Origin of the sequence: Marinilabilia rubra, from assembly GCF_003121985.1 — a bacterium.
In the GTDB taxonomy this organism is placed as follows: domain Bacteria; phylum Bacteroidota; class Bacteroidia; order Bacteroidales; family Marinilabiliaceae; genus Marinilabilia; species Marinilabilia rubra.
In genome coordinates this window covers 21,496-35,921 of record NZ_QEWP01000018.1, presented here as the reverse complement: position 1 = coordinate 35,921, position 14,426 = coordinate 21,496, and the positions used below count along the sequence as shown (strand labels likewise).

Sequence of the window (14,426 nt, the reverse complement as noted above, 5' to 3'; positions counted from 1 at the left end):
AATATAAACATGTATTTTGCATCTAATCTCCGGCTGTTGCGCAAACGCAAGGGGCTTACTCAGGGAGACCTGGCTGCCGCTCTGAATATTAAGCGTCCAACACTCAATAACTATGAGAATAAAGTTTCAGGACCACCATTGGATTTGCTTACCGCACTTTCTGATTATTTTGGGCTCTCGATGGACACATTGGTTCGGGTGGATTTAGGCAAGCTGACCAACTTTCAACTGAAAGATCTGGAAGGGGGGAATGACGTTTACGTTCGTGGCTCCCGTCTGCGGATTCTCACTTCAACCGTGGGGCCTGACAATGAGGAAAATATTGAGTTGGTTCCCGAGAAAGCAAAGGCAGGCTACCTTACCGGATTTTCCGATCCTGAATATATTAGTTCGTTGCCGGTTTTCCGGCTGCCGTTTCTGGACAAAGAAAAGAAGTACCGGACATTTCAAATTAGTGGAGATTCCATGTTGCCTGTACCCAGCGGTGCATGGATTACAGGGGAGTTTATTCTCGACTGGAACACCATAAAAGACGGCGATGCCTGCGTAATACTAACCCGTGATGATGGTATCTCCTTTAAGATTATTCAAAATGAAATAAAAGAGAAGAGCAGCCTGAAGTGCATTAGTCTGAATCCCGTTTATGATCCTTACGATTTGCCTGTGGAAGAAATCCGGGAAATCTGGAGGTTTGTGCATTTTATCAGTCCCGAGTTGCCCCAGGGCAAGATAGAGGTGGAGCACCTGATGAGGTCGATCAATACCATTCAGAGTGATGTGGGGGAGCTGAAGGAGCATTTGCTGAAGGGCGGAGCGCATGGGGCATAGGGCAGGGAGCATGGAGTGACGGAGCACTGGGCATGGAGCAAAGCGTATCATATAGGATGTTGAGAATGTAGAGACGCACTGGGCATGGGGCAAAGTGTATCATATTGGGTGTTGAGAATTTAGAGACGCACGGCCGTGCGTCTTTACCCACGGAAGCAGGTTCACTGCCTGCATCTCTATATACTCCACCCCCTCTGTCTTGTGCCCTTCGCTCCACGTACCAGGCACTGTGCCCCATGCTCTCTGCGCCTTGCCCTCTGCCCATTCAACCCTTCCACCATATCACCCTTTAATCATGGATAAATTCGAAAAACTCAAAATACTTGCTTCTGCCGCCAAATACGATGTGTCGTGTGCCACCAGCGGAAGTACCCGAACGGGCAACTCCAGTGGATTGGGATCGTCCTTGGCTGCCGGCATTTGCCACAGCTTTGCCGACGATGGCCGCTGCATTTCGCTGCTCAAAGTATTGATGACAAATCACTGCATCTACGACTGTGCCTATTGCGCCAATCGGCGAAACAACGATATCCCCAGGGCCGCATTTACGACTGAGGAGTTGGTGGACATTACCATCAACTTTTACCGGCGTAACTACATCGAAGGACTGTTTCTGAGCAGTGGCGTGATGAAGAATCCTGATTATACCATGGGGCGGCTTACCAAAGTAGTGCGCGACTTGAGGGAGGTGCACCGCTTCAACGGTTATATTCACCTCAAAGCCATTCCGGGAGCCGACAATGCCTTGATTCGTGAGGCAGGAATGTATGCCGATCGTATGAGTGTCAATATTGAGATTCCCTCAGAAAAAAGTCTTCAGTACCTGGCACCGGAAAAGGATTTTGGCAGTGTGCTGAAACCCATGAATTTCATTAAAGAGACCAAGGCTGAGTATCTGCCTGCTAAAAGACAAACACGTAAAGCCCCTGAGTTTGTGCCGGCCGGACAAAGTACGCAGCTCATCATAGGCGCAACGCCAGATACGGACAACCAGGTGCTGCGACTGGCAAACTCTCTTTACAACGAAAATCAGTTGAAGCGGGTGTACTACTCAGGTTATATTCATACTAATACTTCTGATAGCCGGTTACCGGCGATTGCTACACCTCCCTTGAAGCGCGAAAACAGGCTCTATCAGGCCGACTGGCTCATGCGTTTTTATGAGTTTAATGTGGAGGAAATTGTTGACAATGCCCATCCCGATCTTGATTTGGAACTGGATCCCAAGCTGGCTTATGCCTTGCGTCATCCTGAGATCTTTCCCGTTGATATTCAAAAGGCCGATTTGCATATGCTGCTGAGGGTGCCGGGTATTGGCCCCAAAAGTGCCCGGCTGATTCTTTCGGCCCGGCGATACGGGCATGTATCTTCCTATCTGCTCAAGAAAATGGGGGTTGTTATGAAACGGGCTCAGTTTTTTATTACCTGTCGCGAGCTCCAGGGGAAAAAGGTTTCTGATATGAACCCCGAACATATGCGGATGATGTTTCTGGATAAATCGGCCCGGAAAATTACGCCCGATGCCGTTCAATTGAAGCTGTTTCAGAGATAAATGATTGGTCTTTTATTTGAATGGCATTGGGTTTCACCACAAAATAAAGACCCGGTAAGCTACTGATTAATGTTGTGAGGTAAAATAATATACTCAGCGCCAGGGCCTGCCCCGGATCTGTGCCCATGTAAAGGGAGCCGCTGAAAAAAACCATCTCGCGGGCACCTATTCCGCCAAGCGTTATTGGAACTGCTGATGCAATGGTTGACAGGAAAAACAGAAGAAGGTATTCCGTTCCATATTGTGCAATATCAACATCGATGGCAAACAGAAGGCAAATTACAGCCACGACTTGAATGCCCTGGATCAAAAGCGAGAGACCGGAAACCTGCCAAAATGCCTGGTTAAGTTGATGATTTATAATTTTCAGAAAAAAATAAAAACCCAACAAACTAAGTGGAATAAGAAGAAAAAACCACTCCTGTAAGGGGAGATGCTGAGGAACGAAATAGGACAATCCGAGAACAAAACACCCTATAATCATCAGACCACTCACCCGGTCAGAGATGATGGCACTTAGTATGTTTTTTACAGGATTGCTAAAATGTCTTCTGAGAAAAACAACTTTGTACCCATCTCCACCAACACCCCCTGGCAAAAAGAAATTATAGAACATGCCAACCCAATATAGTTTGACATTACTCAAAAATGGTATTTGCAATGGCAATGCTTTAAACAGGGTGTTCAGCCTGTGCGAACTGATTATCTGCGAAAGCATATACAGCGTAACCGCTGTGATGAGAAAGAAGGGGTGAATGGCAGTCAGCTCCTTCAGCACTATGGAAAGGTCCATCTTTGAGGCAATGAAGTAAATGGCTACTCCCGAAACCAATATTTTAGTGATCAGTTTAAGATGCCGTCCGTAGTTTTTTATTGCCAACATTCTGTGTATTTCTGATTTTGTAAGGTTTTTTATTCTGAGACTCGTAATAGGTTCTGATGTTTACTTCGGAAAGTAAACCGAAAGTAACCAATTGGATGCCTGCCAGGATTAATAAAATTCCCAGTATCATGATGGGCTTTCCCCAAATGTCGTGCCCCATTATTTTCAGTATCAAAAGGTATACATTGATCAATCCCCCAATCATGAAAAGGAAAATACCTGAGGTTCCAAACAGATGAATGGGCTTCTGCATGTATTTTTTTAAAAAGAGCATCAGTATAAGGTCACTGACTACCTTAAGTGTGCGGCCAATGCCGTATTTCGACTTTCCATGCTCACGGGCCCGGTGGTTGACATTCATCTGGGTGATGGCCGCCCCTTCGTTGCTTGCCAAAACTGGAATGAAACGATGCAATTCACCATAAAGACCGAGACTTTTGGCCAGATCTGCTTTAAATACCTTAAGGGTACACCCGTAATCCTTCATCTTTACCTGAGTGGTGTAGCGAATGAACATATTAGCCAGCTTACTTGGCAGCTTTCGCCAGATGAATCCGTCTTTGCGATTGGCCCTGATACCGGCAACCAGGTCCCAGTCCTCGCGAATGGCTTTATTTAGCATAGCAGGAATATCCGCCGGATCATTTTGAAGGTCACCGTCAATGGTGGCTATATAATGCCCGTTGGCTTTTTCAATGCCTGCCGCCAGGGCCGAACTTTGTCCATAGTTTCGTTTGAGTCTCACCAGCACAATGCCATCCCCTTTGAGCTTTAATACCTCTGATACAGTTTGATCGGTAGACCCGTCGTCTACAAAAATTATTTCGCTTTCGATGCCTGTCATGGCCATCTGAATTTGCTCATAAAGGGGCGCTATATTGGCTTCCTCGTTATAGACGCATATGACGACTGATAGTTTGGGCTTAATATCCATGAGTGTAATTTCTGGTTTGTCATTAAGTTCTTTTCATTCCTTTGTGTTATCATGTAAATTAAGGTAATGCGTGTTAGGAGAATGTTTTCCGGATTTTATGGCTTCTTTATGATAATGTATAAGAAAGGTTAAGAGAATGAACGGGTTAATTTTTGATTAAGTCTGTGGATGCTGTTTGCAGGATTGGAAGCGATGAAGAACATTTGTAAAAAAAAATGAAGTCACTTTCAATAGTACCGTCGGGGTTAATCGTCCTTTCTATTTCTCTGTTTTTATTTCTTTTTGGTTCCGGTAGTTCAAGTATCTACATCCTTGACGAAAGTAAAAATGCGCAATGTGCTTATGAGATGATGTCAACGGGAGACGGCATTACTCCCTTGTTTAATGGCGAGCTGAGGACTGATAAACCACCTCTGCATTATTACTTTATGATGGGGGCCTATTCCATTTTCGGAAAAACACCCTTTGCTGCCCGCTTCTTTTCCGGTTTAACCGGAAGTATCCTGATGCTTGTGTTCTTCTTGTTTTTGACACGGCACAGTACCAGATCACATGCCTGGTGGAGCGTTTTCGTTTTATGGGCCAGCATTCATTTCGTCCTTGAATTTCATTTGGCGGTTCCCGATCCTTATTTGATAACCTTTATCGGGATAAGCCTGATGGCCTTTTACCATTGGATGCAGACCCAGCAAAAATGGGCTCTTTATGGCCTCTATGCTTCCCTCGGTTTGGGTGTACTGGCCAAAGGGCCGGTGGCATTGGCATTGCCCGGGTTGTCGATGCTGACATTTCTCCTCATTACCCGTCAGTTTACGATGGTGGTGTTACGGAAGCTGATTTCTGTTTCGGGCATTCTTTGTTTTTTGATTATTGTGGTGCCCTGGTATTATTTGGTGTGGCAAGCCACTGATGGAGCATGGGTTGAGGGTTTTTTGTTCGATCATAATATCAACCGGTTCTCGGATACCAAGGAAGGGCATGGGGGATTATTTCTTATTACATCAGGGTATTACCTGATGGGGTTTCTGCCTTTTGTGTTTTTTATTTGGCCTGTCATTAAATCTGCCTGGCAAAACAGACAAGATCAAATCATTGCTCTCGGCAGTATTGTAACGCTGGTGTTCGTGGTCTTCTTCTCCATCAGCAGCACCCAGTTGCCGAATTATGCCATGCCTGCCTATCCTTTTACAGCTATTTTGGTTGGTTTTTTTCTGAGCCGGGAAGGTGCGCGAGAATATTCCCGAAGATTCCGCTGGAATTTTCTGGCAACTTTAATCTTTTCATTGTTGTTGCCGGCAGGTGTATGGATTGCTGTCGAAACAGCCCCCAACCTGGAAGGTATGCATCAATTATTGTTTTACCTGTTACCACTTGTTTTAGGTTCTTTGGTGGCCACTTTGTTGGCATTCAGGTACAGAAACCGGGCGGCTTTTCTGACTTTGGGCATTTCGTTTTGTGTGGGAGCACTGACCTTAATGGGTGGTCTTATGCCACAATTGGATAAACGGAATCCTGTTTTTCTGACGAAGGAAATCGTAACGAACGCCGATTCCGTAGCCTGGCATCAAAGTTTGAATCCTGCGTTTGTCTTTAAGCACGGATTGATCCCTGAATTGGAAACTACGGAGGAGGTGGCTGCCTTTATGGCTGAGCCCGGCAACCTGTTGCTGACCACAAAAAAAGGACTCCGGGGAATTGGAGACCAAGTCGATTATGAAATCCTGTTCGAAACCACCGATCTCTTTGATAACCGGAAAACCCGTGTCATAAAGGGAATATCTGATAATTAATTGGCTGAAAGCTGGGCTTTGGCTCTGATGCGCCTTCTGCGAAATATGAGGTAATCTTTAGCCAGATTGCTCTTCAGACGGGGATAGTAGCGGTTGAGCCAGAAATGAAGTCCCAGGGTTACAGCTACACCAATTAATCCACCTGCATAAACGTCCATGAAATAATGCTGTAGCAGGTAAACTCTCGAAATGGCGACCCCAACAGCCATTGCAATTAGCAGGTAGCCCAGCCCTTTTTGGCGGGCGGCAAGGGCCAGAATTGTTGCTCCGGCGAATGCCGTAAGGGTATGGCCTGAAGGGAAGGAACCGTAATGGTGATAGTTCATTCCTTCAATAACGTTAGGCAGGCTTGCTAAATCGATGTTTTTGGCTGGTCGGTAAAGATGAGTGAATAGTAACTTCTTGCTGATAAAAACAATGACACCTGCACTGATAAGTGAGGCAGCGAACATAATGGAATAATAATAACGGATAAAAAGAAATACCAATGCAAAGAGGGCCAGAAGTGATCCCAACCCAAGGTGCGTATAAGTCTTGAAAAAATTATCTGCAAAAGGAGCGAGATGAGTGTTTATATACAATAGAATGTCTCCCTTGTTTATTATAAAGAGGATAACGGCTCCTAAAACAGCAAAGATGCCGGTGCCCAAAATGAATTCATTGATGGAAGATATCCTTTTGGCCTTAAGTTTTAATAGAGTCTGCATAGCTGAAAGTTTTGTTTCAGTTGCAATGTAGAATGTCAGTGTTTCGGGGGAATTAGGTCAACTTCAACCTTGGTTTACACAATGGTTAACTGTTTGTAAAGATCATATTGAGTTAATATGCCCTCCTGCTCTGAGATTAAGGATTTGAGGTTTTTAATGCGAAATGATCCCATAATAATGGAATACGTTATTTTTGCAGGAGCAACAATAGACATTTAGAGAATCCCAATTTACTTGCCAGGAATACCATGAACACGCCTGATTTTCAAAATATCGTTAATTACCAATACGACGGAACCTTTCCCGGTTTTCTCTCCGCCGTTTTTGGGGTGTGGGACAGGGGACGGTTTCCTGCCAGAATTATTCCTCCCGAAGCATCGCCAGGATTGTTTGAAGAAACCATTGAGGTGGAGACTGTCGACGACCGGGCCGACCGTGTCTGGAAAGGTATTCAGAAAGCAGGAGGGAAACGTTTGGGGCAGCGGTTTATGCATGTGTTCTTGTCGAGAGAACCGGGGGTTGAAGATCTCATGCTGTTTATTTTGAAACAATTGTTTGACGCCAATAAGAACGTAGCCAACGACCTCTCTGTTGAAGAAGTGCTTCGGTTCACCCAGTTGGAGCGCAAGGTTTTAAAAGAAGTGCATCGGTTGTATATGTTTCTCCGGTTTGAGCAGACGGCGGACGGCACATGGTTTGCGCCCGTGTCGCCCAGGTATGATGTTCTGCCCATGACCCTGAATCATTTCAAGTCCCGTTTTGCCGATCAGCCCTGGCTTATTTATGATACAGAACGAAAATATGGCTACTATTACGATAAAGACAATATAGAGGAAGTCTCCATTGATAATCCATCTTTTGATAACGACACAGGAGAACTTTCCCCCGAGACCCAAAGCAATGACGAAAAGGAATGGCAGGAGATGTGGCGCAGCTACTTTAAACACATCGCTATAAAGGAACGCACCAATCCACGTCTTCAGCGGCAATTTATGCCCAAACGTTTCTGGAAGCATCTGACGGAGAAACGAAAAACCGGAGAGTAAATGGGGGATGAACCTATTCTCTGCGAAAGGGCCATGCCGCCTGCATAACCCAATAAAAATCGATCTTCGACTTTATGTTTCCTGCACGGGGGTATCATTTTTTTTGACGACTAAAAACAGGATGGCTTGTGATGTAATTTTGGTTTTACAGGTTTGTTTAAGGATGCGGGAGGGGGGGCAGGCTCTTTGTTTTACATTGTTATAGGTCTTAATTTCCAATTTTTAGTTGGATTGCTGTTTAGTGCGTGATGATTCTTGTTTCGAATATTCCAAATACTTAACCAAAAGATAATGAATCAGAGACAAGGACTTCAATAAATAGTCAGTAGCTATGCTTTAAATTGTTTGACCAATAAAATTGGGGCTATGAAAAGTTTAGGAAGTGTAATTTTGGGGCTCGTTTTTTCTTTGATAGTATTAAATGGCTGCGAAAAGGACGAAAATGAAAAACAGGATAATTTGCAACCAATCGGAATCTTTGGGCAATGGAAGCTTGATTCCCGATCCATAAATGGAATTTCAGGTTTGGCGGTGGAATGCTGCGATTACATTGAGTTTGAGGCGGATAATGAACCAGATGACTTTAAAGGGGAGTTCATAGTTTTTGGATCCGGATATGAAACTACGGGAGTATTTGAATTAAATACAATTGAGCATACCATCCATTTTGATTATAACGATACCCGTATGTCATATGAATATCAAATATTTAATGACCTTTTGAAATTCACCTATATAGAAGATGATCAGGAAATTATTGAGGATTGGAGAAAAGAAGAATAAAAAGTAGATTATCAAACTCTGCCCGGCTTAGATTACCTCCACGTCTTACCAATCCATAATTTGTATTTACTGTAAATCTCATTTGATAAAATGAACTTCCTCATGCCTCCACCTGTTCTAAAAACAAATATGTAAGCTATGAGCAAAACCGTCGGTCTGTTATTGATTTTGTTTTCTGTGATTCCATCCTTCGATGTTGCTGCCGAAGAAGATGATTGGCAGCTCAGGAAAAATGAGAACGGCATAAAAGTCTATACCCGCAAAAAAGCAGATGCAGGAATATACATGTACAAGGTTGTCACCCATATTTCTGTAAAACCGGAAACCGTTTACCGGCAGGTGGTGGATTTCAACGAGAATTTGAAACACATGGAACTGGTCGATTCTCTCAGGTTTCTGGATCATCAAAAGGATAAACGTTACACCAATTACATGCACTTTAACATGCCATGGCCGGTCAAAAACCGGGAGATGGTGATGGATATGCAGGTGACAAAAGATCAAAAAGGTATTTATCTGGAATCGAATGACCTGCCGGAATATCTTTCAAGGAACAGCGAAATAGTCCTCATAGAAGATTTTCAGGAAAAGTGGACCATAAAAGAGGGAGTCAGTCCGGATGAAAGCCGGATCATTGTCATCGGCTGGGTTGATCCCGGCGGGTCTATTCCTCTTTGGGTGGTGAACATGTTCAGTGCGCAAACTCCGTTTCGTTTCATTTCCGGGATAATTGAAGAAGTGAGGAAGGATCTATAAGAGGACCTTTTAAAGTGCTCATATCTTCCCGTGAATGATAAAAACGATTAATAGCCTGCCGGTATATCGCCTTTTCAGGCAGGTCGTTATGTCCCCCCTTCTCAATGATAAGAAGGTATTTCTTTTGACTTGCAGAAGTATGAAATAGTTTTTCTGCCATCCGGGGCGGCGTGATGTTATCATCCTTCCCGGTTATCAGAAACACGGGAATGTCCAGTTTTTTGATTTGTTGCAGATTACTGTTTTTCAGAAGCGCACTGTCCGCTTCAAATTTCAGAAAAGGTTTGAGAAACCATGGCAAAACGGTTTCAGACCAATCCTCCAGATCGGTAATCGGGCTTTCCAGAACAAGTGCATTACTTTTCCTTTTATTGGCCGTATAGGTGGCAAAAAAAGTCCCCATGGAATGTCCGTGCAACAGTATGTTTTCAGGATCGATGTTTTTCTCATCAACCAGGAAATCATAAGCGGCCAGGGCATCATTTTTAAAGCCTTCTATACTTGGGACGCCTTTATTTGTTCCATAACCTCTGTAGTTGAACACCAGCAAATTCACGTTCTGTTTTAGGATGGAGGTAATAATATGGTAACTGGTCTCTATCACAAAACCATTTCCTCCAAAGTACAAAACGGTTTTGTTGGTGTTTGGATTGTCAATAAACCAGGCTTCCAGGGCTATGCTGTCGGATGTGTTTAACCGTTTTTCTTCTACCTCGTATAGCATTTGTTTAAAATGTTCAACATCAATGGTACGTTTGACATCAAATACGTCACTTTCCTTAATTTTTATAGTGGTGCAGGAGGCTATAGAAAGAAGTAATGCCGCCAGGATGATAAGTGTTTTCATATTGTTGTTTTTTATTAAAACAACGTCGTTGGCAGTTTGTTATGTACTTGCCTTATCTATTTTAGAAGCAGGAACTTTACATTTGGTATTGTCTCTTAAAACAATACTCTGTTAAACTATTGTAATGAGCCGAAAATAAGCTGATTGCATAAAAAGATGTTTGTTGGAATTTAGAATATCAATAATGTACGAATTATCTTACATCTTTCCTGACTGCCGTCAGGCAGGTATCTAAAAATCTAAGGTCTATTGTTAAAAGTAGGGTGTGATTAATCGTGTATTTCAGGTTTGTTTTTATTGCAAAATTCTAATATGCCCCATCCCAAAAAGGACGGGACAAGATATGATTCAAAAAACTAAACTTTTCTTTTGTGCCTGCTGTGGTTCAAAAGCAACCTTAAAACCACCAAAACTCACCAATAAAAATCAACCTTTTTGGCTATCTTTGCGTTTCTTTCCAAAAAGCAAGCATTGAGAGAAACTGATAACATAAAAAGTGCAAAGAAGATGTTGGCTGATTTTCTGACCTCTAAGCAATCCTTTGTGGCTTACAGGTTACCCGGAGAATCTACGGCATATAGTTTCCCGGTAGGAAAAACGGAGCCTTTCAATGTTTCAGAATTTACACCCTCCGGATTTGAAAAGGCTTTTATCATTGCTCCTTTCCGGATGTCAGAAAATGCTTTTGCGCTTTGGCCGGTATCAGGAAAATCATTGGTGGAAATTGATACCTCTGATGAAATAATCAGCGGGAATCAGTCTTTTCGTTTGCCTCAGGAGCGGGATGAGGTTCGTCAGTCTTACACAAAGTCATTTTCTGTCATTAAGGACGCTTTGGACCATCAGGTGGCTGATAAAGTAGTTCTGGCGCGTCGCCTGGAAGTCACAGATGTTCCCGACCATATATTACCCCGGGTATTCTGTCAACTGTGCCGCGCATATCCCAACGCTTTTGTGTACTTCTTCGATCATCCCAAAGTGGGGCGATGGATGGGCGCCAGTCCCGAGTCGTTTCTGGAGAAGGAGAACCATACTTTGAAAACGGTGGCATTGGCTGCCACCCGCAAAAGTGATCAACACAGTGAGGATTGGAATATGAAGGAGTTGGAAGAGCAGGGGCTCGTTTCGACTTTTGTGGATGAGGTGCTGAAAGAATATGGCATTTCCAAATACCAGAAAAACGGGCCCGAGCCGGTAAGGGCCGGTTCGATGATACACCTTAAGACATCCTATGAGTTCGGAGCAGTTAATTTTGCGAATTCTGTCGGCCGGTTTATGCAATCGTTGCATCCTACCCCGGCGGTTGGCGGATACCCCAAAGATATAGCCATTCAGCTGATTGAGGAGGCCGAAAAGTTTGATCGCGGCTTTTACAGTGGGTTTCTGGGCCCTGTTAATCAAGGAGAATTCAGGTTTTTTGTAAACATACGTTCCATGGAATTGGGCGATGACAAAGCTGTTTTGTATCTTGGAGGTGGAATTACAAGGGATTCGAAGGAATCCAATGAATGGGAAGAAACCAGATTAAAAGCCCGAACCCTTCTGTCGGTACTACATTCAGTCAAACAAAACTATTGTAATGAGTCAATCCATCTCCGATAAAACGGTGGTTCATCATATTATCGAGCATTGTTACAGTCATGGCGTCCGGCATGTCATAATTTCTCCGGGTTCGCGCAATGCTCCGCTTATTATTTCATTTCCTTCCAGTAAAAAATTTACCTGTCTTACCATTGTTGACGAGCGCTCGGCCGCTTATTTTGCACTGGGGCTGGCCCGTGAAACCAATCAGCCGGTTGCTTTGATTTGCACCAGTGGTACGGCAGCTCTCAATTATACCCCGGCCATTTCAGAAGCCTATTATCAACAAATTCCGCTCGTTGCTATTACAGCGGACAGGCCACCGGAGTATGTCGATCAGGCCGATGGTCAAACCATTCGTCAGCAGGGTATTTTTAGCAACTTTGTTCGTTATGAATGCCAAATGCCGGTGGGCGATTTGTCTGCGGATGATGTCTGGCTGGTGGATCGCCGACTTAATGAAGCTTTCAGGAATGCGCTTGGTAGCGTAAAAGGTCCTGTGCACATTAATGTACCTTTTCGTGAGCCACTTTATGAAACCATCGACGTTATAGAATTGCCTCAACCATCCATTGTTCCTGTTACTGAAGGCCTGGGGGTGAGTGAAGCACTGCTGGATGATCTGGAAAATGAGTTGGACCAATACCGGAAAATAATGTTATTGGTGGGAGCTACTGCTCCTGATTCTTATCTTCAGAAACTTGTTTCAGAAATGGTTGCTAAAGGCGTCGTGGTTATTACCGAAAGCCTTTCCAATGTGCCAGTTGAAGGGACGTTTGAAAACACCGATCGCCTTCTGGAAGGTTTTGATCCGGACAATCCGGCTTTTACGCCCGATTTATTGATTACACTGGATTTTCCGGTTCTTTCAAAAAAACTGAAGCAACGCCTGAGAAAGCATTCTCCCAGCGCACACTGGCACCTTTCCAACCAGGAAATTTTAATCGATACTTATCAATGCCTGACCCGGCAAATTACTGGTGATTCTGCTGAAATCCTTGGTCAGGTTGTCAGCAGAATGAAACCACTACCATCAGATTACATTCGCTTTTTCAAAGACGCGGAGCAAAATATGAGGGAAAAGCATTTTGAATATATAGAGAAATTGGCATGGTGCGACTTGAGGGTATTTGAACAGATTTCACAGAAGATGCCGGACAATCAACAGATACATTTGTCCAACAGTACCCCGGTGCGTTACGGACAGCTATTTGATTGGGAAAAGAGCTGCACCTTTTTTAGCAACCGGGGGACAAGTGGAATTGATGGTTGTGTTAGTACTGCTGCAGGTGCTGCCTATGGCGGCGAACAGGCTGTGACGCTTATTTCAGGCGATCTTGGCTTTATGTACGATTCCAATGGTTTATGGCATCAGTATTTACCTTCATCCTTCAGAGTAATTGTTATCAACAATGGTGGTGGGGGTATTTTTCGTTTTATTCCCGGTCCAACGAAAACAGTAGAACTGGAACCTTTTTTTGAATCACGGGGCAATCATCAGTGTCGAGGCATAGCAGAGACTTTCGGGTTACAGTATTATGCTGCCGGCAACAGTCGTGAACTGGATCAGATACTCGAACATTTCTGGAGCGAAAAGGGCGAGCCGGCTTTGCTGGAGGTTTTTACACCCGGGGAAGAAAACGGTGAAATATTGAGAGATTATTTCAGCTATTTGAGGGGGTAAGTGAGCTAGTTAGAAGGTACAAATAACAAAAAGGTGGCCACAGGGGATTTTTTTCTTTGGTATCGAACTTTTGTTTGATAAATATGAAAACTAAGGTTGGTGGATTCAGATGGTTATAGAGGTCTGGTGGATTCCGATCCGCCACCTGAATTGTCATTAGGGGTCAACCAAAACTTAAATCTAAATATCTAACATCTAAAAATCTAATAATACCATGAAGTATAACTGGACAACCATTAAAGAATACGAAGACATAAAGTTTGAGTTTTGCGATGGAGTGGGAAAGGTAACCATTAACCGTCCCCGTGTTTACAATGCTTTTCGCCCGCAGACGGTGAAGGAGATGATTGATGCTTTCGATATTTGCCGGGAGCGTCAGGATATCGGCGTGGTAGTGCTTACCGGAGAAGGCGACAAAGCCTTTTGTTCGGGTGGTGACCAAAACGTAAAAGGACATGGCGGCTATGTGGATGAGGAGGGGGTACCAAGATTGAATGTTCTGGATCTTCATAAGCGTATTCGTTCTTTACCCAAGCCGGTGGTGGCAATGGTCAATGGTTATGCCATTGGAGGCGGTCACGTGCTGCACGTGGTTTGTGATTTGACAGTGGCCAGTGAAAATGCCATCTTCGGACAAAGCGGACCAAAAGTGGGGAGTTTCGATGCCGGTTTTGGGTCGTCTTACCTGGCTCGTCACGTAGGACAAAAGAAAGCGCGGGAAATCTGGTTCCTTTGCAAGCAATACTCAGCTAAAGAAGCCGAAGATATGGGACTTGTCAATCGCATTGTGCCTTTCGATTCGCTGGAAGAAGAAACCATGGAGTGGTGCCAAATTATGCTGCAACGGAGTCCTATGGCATTGCGTATGATCAAGCGGGGCTTGAATGCCGAGCTGGACGGACAGTCAGGAATTATGGAAATGGCCGGCGATGCCACCCTGATGTTCTACCTCATGGAAGAAGCTCAGGAAGGCCGCAAGGCATTTTTGGAAAAGCGGGACCCGGACTTTAAACAGTTCCCTAAGTTCCCTTAAAA

General features: G+C 44.1%; 13 protein-coding genes. 9 read left to right on the top strand and 4 right to left on the bottom strand.

The window, feature by feature from the left end:
• Nucleotides 1-9 precede the first annotated feature (9 nt).
• Both DDZ16_RS16875 and DDZ16_RS16870 read left to right on the top strand, forming a co-directional pair.
• A complete protein-coding gene (locus tag DDZ16_RS16875) occupies nt 10-828 on the top strand; it encodes an XRE family transcriptional regulator (RefSeq protein WP_109265666.1) in 819 nt (272 codons plus the stop codon).
• A gap of 295 nt (nt 829-1,123) precedes the next feature.
• Complete coding sequence (locus DDZ16_RS16870) at nt 1,124-2,380, top strand: putative DNA modification/repair radical SAM protein (RefSeq protein ID WP_109265665.1); 1,257 nt, start codon at nt 1,124-1,126, stop codon at nt 2,378-2,380.
• Here the strand turns inward: DDZ16_RS16870 and DDZ16_RS16865 are convergent.
• Both DDZ16_RS16865 and DDZ16_RS16860 read right to left on the bottom strand, forming a co-directional pair.
• On the bottom strand, nt 2,340-3,263 hold the full coding sequence (locus tag DDZ16_RS16865; protein WP_109265664.1) for a lysylphosphatidylglycerol synthase transmembrane domain-containing protein: 924 nt from the start codon (nt 3,261-3,263) through the stop codon (nt 2,340-2,342). The two genes, DDZ16_RS16870 and DDZ16_RS16865, sit on opposite strands and share 41 nt — an antisense overlap.
• Nucleotides 3,229-4,197 carry a glycosyltransferase family 2 protein gene (locus DDZ16_RS16860; protein ID WP_109265663.1) on the bottom strand — a complete coding sequence of 323 codons (969 nt, stop codon included), beginning with the start codon at nt 4,195-4,197 and terminating at the stop codon, nt 3,229-3,231. The genes DDZ16_RS16865 and DDZ16_RS16860 overlap by 35 nt, the downstream gene beginning before the upstream one ends.
• Nucleotides 4,198-4,412: 215 nt before the next feature.
• Between DDZ16_RS16860 and DDZ16_RS16855 the strand changes: the two genes are divergently transcribed.
• Nucleotides 4,413-5,987, top strand: a complete 1,575-nt coding sequence (locus DDZ16_RS16855) for an ArnT family glycosyltransferase (protein WP_109265662.1) — start codon at nt 4,413-4,415, stop codon at nt 5,985-5,987.
• Here the strand turns inward: DDZ16_RS16855 and DDZ16_RS16850 are convergent.
• A complete protein-coding gene (locus DDZ16_RS16850) occupies nt 5,984-6,694 on the bottom strand; it encodes a phosphatase PAP2 family protein (protein ID WP_109265661.1) in 711 nt (236 codons plus the stop codon). The genes DDZ16_RS16855 and DDZ16_RS16850 overlap by 4 nt on opposite strands.
• Before the next feature lie 248 nt (nt 6,695-6,942).
• On the opposite strand from DDZ16_RS16850, the gene DDZ16_RS16845 reads away from it, so the two are divergent.
• The 3 genes from DDZ16_RS16845 (at nt 6,943) to DDZ16_RS16835 (ending at nt 9,279) form a co-directional block, all read left to right on the top strand.
• A complete protein-coding gene (locus tag DDZ16_RS16845) occupies nt 6,943-7,740 on the top strand; it encodes a TIGR03915 family putative DNA repair protein (RefSeq protein ID WP_109265660.1) in 798 nt (265 codons plus the stop codon).
• Nucleotides 7,741-8,106: 366 nt separating this feature from the next.
• Nucleotides 8,107-8,523: a hypothetical protein gene (locus tag DDZ16_RS16840; protein ID WP_109265659.1), complete on the top strand. Its 417-nt coding sequence runs from the start codon at nt 8,107-8,109 to the stop codon at nt 8,521-8,523.
• A gap of 138 nt (nt 8,524-8,661) precedes the next feature.
• Nucleotides 8,662-9,279, top strand: a complete 618-nt coding sequence (locus tag DDZ16_RS16835; protein WP_109265658.1) for an START domain-containing protein — start codon at nt 8,662-8,664, stop codon at nt 9,277-9,279.
• Here the strand turns inward: DDZ16_RS16835 and DDZ16_RS16830 are convergent.
• Nucleotides 9,239-10,126, bottom strand: a complete 888-nt coding sequence (locus tag DDZ16_RS16830; RefSeq protein ID WP_109265657.1) for an alpha/beta hydrolase — start codon at nt 10,124-10,126, stop codon at nt 9,239-9,241. The genes DDZ16_RS16835 and DDZ16_RS16830 overlap by 41 nt on opposite strands.
• A 435-nt stretch (nt 10,127-10,561) precedes the next feature.
• Between DDZ16_RS16830 and DDZ16_RS16825 the strand changes: the two genes are divergently transcribed.
• The 3 genes from DDZ16_RS16825 (at nt 10,562) to menB (ending at nt 14,424) form a co-directional block, all read left to right on the top strand.
• Nucleotides 10,562-11,728, top strand: coding sequence for a chorismate-binding protein (locus tag DDZ16_RS16825; protein ID WP_109265656.1), 1,167 nt, complete (start codon nt 10,562-10,564; stop codon nt 11,726-11,728).
• Nucleotides 11,706-13,391 carry a 2-succinyl-5-enolpyruvyl-6-hydroxy-3-cyclohexene-1-carboxylic-acid synthase gene (gene menD, locus DDZ16_RS16820; RefSeq protein ID WP_109265655.1) on the top strand — a complete coding sequence of 562 codons (1,686 nt, stop codon included), beginning with the start codon at nt 11,706-11,708 and terminating at the stop codon, nt 13,389-13,391. Before DDZ16_RS16825 ends, menD begins: the two co-directional genes overlap by 23 nt.
• Before the next feature lie 214 nt (nt 13,392-13,605).
• Nucleotides 13,606-14,424 (top strand): 1,4-dihydroxy-2-naphthoyl-CoA synthase, encoded by an 819-nt coding sequence (gene menB / locus DDZ16_RS16815; RefSeq protein WP_109265654.1) that lies wholly within the window; start codon nt 13,606-13,608, stop codon nt 14,422-14,424.
• The last annotated feature ends 2 nt before the right edge of the window (nt 14,425-14,426 follow it).